The 5,239-nt window shown below is 72.7% G+C and carries 4 protein-coding genes; 1 reads left to right on the forward strand and 3 read right to left on the reverse strand.

What is annotated here, in order from left to right; all coding sequences use genetic code 11:
• Positions 1-359, reverse strand: a 359-nt coding sequence (locus OOT08_RS04760; protein ID WP_325091416.1) for a hypothetical protein, incomplete at its 3' end; no start/stop codon positions are given.
• A gap of 630 nt (positions 360-989) precedes the next feature.
• On the opposite strand from OOT08_RS04760, the gene OOT08_RS04765 reads away from it, so the two are divergent.
• Positions 990-2,012 carry a hypothetical protein gene (locus OOT08_RS04765; protein ID WP_325091417.1) on the forward strand — a complete coding sequence of 341 codons (1,023 nt, stop codon included), beginning with the start codon at positions 990-992 and terminating at the stop codon, positions 2,010-2,012.
• On the opposite strand, the gene OOT08_RS04770 is transcribed toward OOT08_RS04765, so the two are convergent.
• Together OOT08_RS04770 and OOT08_RS04775 are read right to left on the reverse strand one after the other, a co-directional pair.
• A complete protein-coding gene (locus OOT08_RS04770; protein ID WP_325091418.1) occupies positions 2,009-4,294 on the reverse strand; it encodes a 5'-nucleotidase C-terminal domain-containing protein in 2,286 nt (761 codons plus the stop codon). The two genes, OOT08_RS04765 and OOT08_RS04770, sit on opposite strands and share 4 nt — an antisense overlap.
• Positions 4,295-4,452: 158 nt before the next feature.
• Positions 4,453-4,950 (reverse strand): S-ribosylhomocysteine lyase, encoded by a 498-nt coding sequence (locus tag OOT08_RS04775; RefSeq protein ID WP_325091419.1) that lies wholly within the window; start codon positions 4,948-4,950, stop codon positions 4,453-4,455.
• Positions 4,951-5,239 lie beyond the last annotated feature (289 nt).

Genomic DNA, 5,239 nt, shown 5'->3' on the forward strand with positions numbered 1-5,239 from the left:
AGGCAGGCACGGACGATGGCCTGCGCCACCTTTTCGGGGCGGGCGCTCGCAAACTGCTCGTAGTCGCCGAGCACCGAGACGAAGACCGCGAGCGGGGAGGCCTCGGTGGACTCGGTCGCCGCGAAGCGGGCGATCTCCAGGCCCGGTGTCCGCGTCGCGAGCAGATCGAGGGCGTGACCGGCGAGCGCCGACTTCCCGATGCCCCCGGCCCCCACCAGGAGCGCGTTTGCCCCGGGTTCGGCGACGATCCCGAGCAGTTCCGCGACCAGCTCGCTCCGGCCGAGGAAGACCCCGGCACGCCCGGGTCCCGGCGTGGCCCGCAGCGCCCGCGACCGGGGGTTCGAGTTCGATTCCTTCACCTGCTCAGACTAGTCCGAAGCGGACCGGAACTCCGGCAGGGGCAGCCCGGACTGGGGCGGACTCCCCCAGGAGTGCTACTCTCCCCCACGGGGCAGGCACCCCGCCCCAGCCTGGCACGATTGGAGCAGACCGGAATGTCTTGGGATGAGCACGGGCGGCCACAGCCGTAGAATCCGAGCGAGCCGCCGCCCGCCGCTCAGAGATCGGGCCCCCGGGTCCCCCACTTCCCCGGCCGTCCGCCGCAGCCCGGCGCTGTGCCACAGCCCGGACCCGCGCCACAGCCCGGACCCGCGCAGCAGCCGACCCCCAGCCCGCAGCCCCCGCCCCCGGGTCCCCCGGCTGGGCAGCCCAGCGGCCCGCAGTTCCCCGCGCCGCAGTTGCCCGCGCCGCAGTTCCCCACGACACAGTTCCCGGCGCCGCAGTTCCCGGCCCAGCAGTTCCCCACGACACAGTTCCCCGCCGCCGCCCCGGTCCCACCGCTGCCGCCCGCGGTCCCGGCGCCCCCGGGGTTCCCGCCGCCCGCCGGTCCCGGCGGGGGCGGCCCCGGAGCCCCGGGAGGCCCGGGGCAGCTGCCCCCGCAGGGCCCCTACCGGCCACCGAAGCCGTCCCGCCCGATCTGGGTGTTCGTCGTGCTCGGGGCGGCACTGCTCGCGTTGCTCATCCCCGTGGTGATCGCCGCGATTTCGCTCTTCACGGCGATCCGCGAGACCTCCGACACGGTTCGTGACGCCGCCGCGATGAAACCGGCAACCGTGTACTCGATCACCGAGCGCGAGGAGTTCCTGCCCCTGCAGGAGCGCGTCGAGGCGACCTATCAGCGCTATGTCGACATGATCGACGACGCCTCGATCTTCGAGATTGTGCCGCACACCGATGCGGGCATCGAGTACACGCGATCGTTCCTCTACGCCTACGCCGACATCAAATCGGCGCTCAACATCATGTCGCTCAGCGGAGGCGCGACGAGCACGAGCCCCGGTGAGCTCGATGCCCGCCTGCAGATCCTCGGGGAAAAAGCCGATGAGTACGAGCGCCGCTTCCTCGCGGGCGAGGACCTGGACGTGACGATCTCGATCACCCGCGCCGACGGCTCCGTGTTCGAATCCGATGGCACCGCGCCGGAGGGGATCGACCCTCGGGCGGCGGAGGAGGCCGCACAAGAGGCCGCGGAGTCGAACGCCGACCCCCTCGGGCCGGACGCGAACGGCAGCTACGCCGCCGCCGGGCAGACCCTCGTGGCGGGCTTCGGGGTCACGCTGGACTATGACTATTCCAGTATTTACGCGAGCTGCATGAGCAATCCGAGCCATGACCCTGAGCAGGTCATCGCGTCCTACTGCCACGCCACCCCGGATCGGATTTACATCAACCCCGAGTTCCGGGGGTACCCGGAGATCCTGAATTCCCCCGACTTCCTCGACACCGTCCGGCACGAGCTCGCGCACCACCTCGTGGGGCGGACCTGCGGCACGAGCGCACCGCCGATCACGGGCACGGCCAACGAGGGCGTCGCGAACTCCTATGCGACCCTGTTCCTCGGGGCCGACCGGGACCGGCTTGCGCAGATCTCCGAGGGCATCCCGGAGTATGCGATGTCGGCCGAGACCGATGAGCTCGCCCGGGGCATCCGCGATCAGGAGCGCTGCTCCTAGGGCCGATTGTTCCCCGGGGACGGCCGCCGGAACCCCTGCAGCGCTGCCCCGAGGAGGACGAGGATCCCCGCCCCCGCGAGCAGGGGCGGGGCCGGGGCCCCGGTCGCCGCGAGCGCCCCGGGCCCCGACCCTGGCCGCGCGCTCGGCTCGGCGCGGGGATCAGCGCGGGGATCGGCGCGGGGATCAGCGCGGGGATCGGCGCGGGGATCAACACCGGGAGCCGGGGGGACCTCGCCGTCCGGATCGCGACTCGGATCGGGGGTCGGCTCGGGGGTCGGCCCGGGTGCCGCCGCGAAGACCAACGGCACGCTCGCCGTGGTGCCCTGCCCCGCGACCGTCACCGTGAGCCGTTGCGTCCCGGTGATGCCCGCGGGCGCGGCGAAGCGGAGCGTCGCTCGGCCGCCCTCCGGGGTGCCGACCACGACGGCCGGATCGATCGGTGCCCTGGCTAGTTCGACGCCGTTGAGCGCGATCGAAGCCGACGCGGGCTGCGGCTCGCCCGCGCTCCAGGCGAGCGAAGACAGGGCGACGGTGATCTCCTCCCCGGGGGCGAAGCCCTGCCCGGCGGGCGCGCTCACGGTCACCCCCACCGAGCGTTTCGCCAGGTCCGGGCTCACCACGCCATATTCCGTGAACCAGTCCACCATCGCCTGAGTGTCGATGCGGCCGCTGTCCCTCGGCCGCGTGCCCGCGGCCATCGTGAAGAAGTGATCGCCCCCGCCCGCCAGCAGCGGGTTCGCGGCGACAGTGACCTGCGACGTGGGGGCGAGGATATTCCCGTGCAGGGTGACCTCCGTGATCCGGGCGCCGTGCGGCGCGCTCGGGTCGTAGGTGTAGCTGAGCCCCGCGGACAGGCCGAGTTTCCGGACCGGTTGCCAGGTCCCGAGCGGCTGCCACTGCTCTTCCAACACGGCCGTGAGCTGCGCGCCCGTCAGCGTCGTCGTGACGATGGGGTTGGCGAAGGAGAGCACCGTGGCCACATCGCTGTAGGTCACGGTCCCGTCGGGAACGCCCGGGTCCGCCGAGACAAAGCGAAGGTCGTCCCGTACCCCACCCGGGTTCATGAGCGCGACATCGGCGGCCGCCGCGCGGCGCATCAGCTCAGCCACGAAATTACTCAGGGTGGACTCGGCCCCCCGGTTCTCCTCACCGGTGCTCTGCCGGGCGCGGTTGAGATCCGCGGTGATCTCGCCGACCCGACGCGAGCCCAGCACCGCCGCTTCCCGGACCGCGTCCGCGACGATCTGGCTGACCCGCGGGTCGGCGGGGTACCGTGGCACGCCGCCCTCGGTGAGGGGCAGCACCCGGTTCGAGATCGAACGGAGCGTGCGCTCCTCCGGATCCATCTCCAGGGTCAGCAGGCCGAGGTTCTCGCCGTACTGCCCGCTGGAGACCACGGGCCGCCCGTCGATGAAGTGGGAGTAGGTGAGGTGGGTGTGCGCGGACACGATCGCGGCGACGTCCCGGGTGACCCCGGCGGCAATCCTGCCGAGGGGCGAGTCCGGGGTGATGCTGTCGAGCTGCGTCGTGGCCGCGCCCTCATGGACGAGCAGGATCACCACGTCGGCCTCCCCGTTGCCCGGGTCGCCGTCGCGGAGCTCCGCAACCGCGGCGTTGACCGAGGCCACGAGGTCCCGGGTCTCTAGGCCGTCCAGGCCGGACGGGGTCACGATGCGCGGGAGGTCCTCGGTCACGGCCCCGACGAAGCCGACCCGGATCCCGGCTCGCTCGGTCACCCAGGACGGGGCCAGCACGGGCAGTCCGCTCGCCCGGTGCACGACGTTCGCCGAGAGATATTCCCAGTCCGCGAGCGAGCGAACGCGGCCCGCCAGGTCCGCCCAGCCGCGGTCGAACTCGTGGTTACCCGCCGCGCTGACCTCCAGGCCGGCCGCGTTGAGCGCGTCGATCGTCGGCACATCCTCCTGGATGGCGGAGGTGAAGGTCGAGGCACCGATCAGATCCCCGGCCCCCGCGAAGATCGTGTTCGGATTCGCCGCGCGACGCTGCTGCACGGCACCCGCGATGACCGCCGCCCCGGCTTGCTCGCCCCCGGCCTCTAGCCGGCCGTGAAAGTCGTTGATCGTGACGACGTCGATGCTGACCGGGGCCGCGCCCCCGGGGGCCTGCGCGGGCGCGGCCTGCGCCAGCGCGGGGCCGCCGCCGAGCGAGGCGAGGGTCACCGCGCCCAGCAGGCCCAGCGCCCCCAGCGCGGTGCGCCGCGACGCGGCGGGGCTGCGCCGAGGCCCCGGGTGCTCGGAGGGGTCACGCTGAAGGATCGGCATCGCTCGGGCTCCCGGGTCGCAGGCGGATGGAGCCCCGCGTCTCGCCACGGGCTCCCGTCACCGTCGAGGCTACGGACCGAAGGAGGTCACGGCAAGGCCGCGGGCCGACGCGACGCCGCCCCGACGCGCACCCCGCCGAGCGGGAGCGTGCGGAGCCGTCAGGCCGAGGCGATCCGCGAGCGGTCGAAGGCGTCGAGGCTGATGCCGCGGTCCAGGACCTGGCGCGCCCACTCCTGCGCCGAGTGCAGGCTGTGGTCACGGTAGTTCCCGCAGCTCACGGCCGCCGTCCCCGGCACATCCGCCCACGTCACCCGCTCGACGAGATCGGCCAGCGAGGACCGGATCGCCTCAGCGACCGTCGCCGGGGTGGGCTCCCCCCAGGCGATCAGGTGAAAGCCGGTGCGGCAGCCGAAGGGCGAGATGTCGATCAGGCCCGCGAAGCGGCCGCGCAGGAGCGCGGCCAGCGTGTGTTCGATCGTGTGCAAGCCCGCGGTGGGGATCTCCTGCTCGTTCGGCTGCACCAGGCGGATATCGTAGTTCGAGATGGCATCGCCCCGCGGGCCGTGCTCGATCCCGATCAGGCGAACATAGGGGGCCAGCACCCGGGTGTGATCGAGGGAGAAACTCTCCACCTCGGCTCGTTCGACGTCGCTCATGCGGCCAGTGTACGCACACGCCACCCGCGCGAACCAGCGCCGCTGTCACGCGGCGTCACCGGGCCGCCCCGCATCCCGGCTAGGGTAGTTCCGTTGTCTTCGGCCCCAACCCGCGCGCGAGCGCAGAGGAGCACCCCATGTCGCAGTCCCCCACCCTCCTCGTCTTCGCACACCGCGACGAGGCCTCGGCCTTCGCCGAGGTGCCCCACCTCGTGACCGGGGTCGGCAAGATCAACGCGGCCGTGGCCCTCGCCTCGGCCCTCGCGACCGCGAACACCCCGATCGAGCG

The organism is Leucobacter sp. M11, from assembly GCF_035726885.1.
Lineage (GTDB): Bacteria > Actinomycetota > Actinomycetes > Actinomycetales > Microbacteriaceae > JAPFRB01.

Excerpts from the sequence above, each read along its gene's own strand:
- OOT08_RS04770 (WP_325091418.1), bottom strand. The coding sequence starts at position 4,294 with ATGCCGATCCTTCAGCGTGACCCCTCCGAGCACCCGGGGCCTCGGCGC.
- OOT08_RS04775 (WP_325091419.1), bottom strand. The coding sequence starts at position 4,950 with ATGAGCGACGTCGAACGAGCCGAGGTGGAGAGTTTCTCCCTCGATCAC.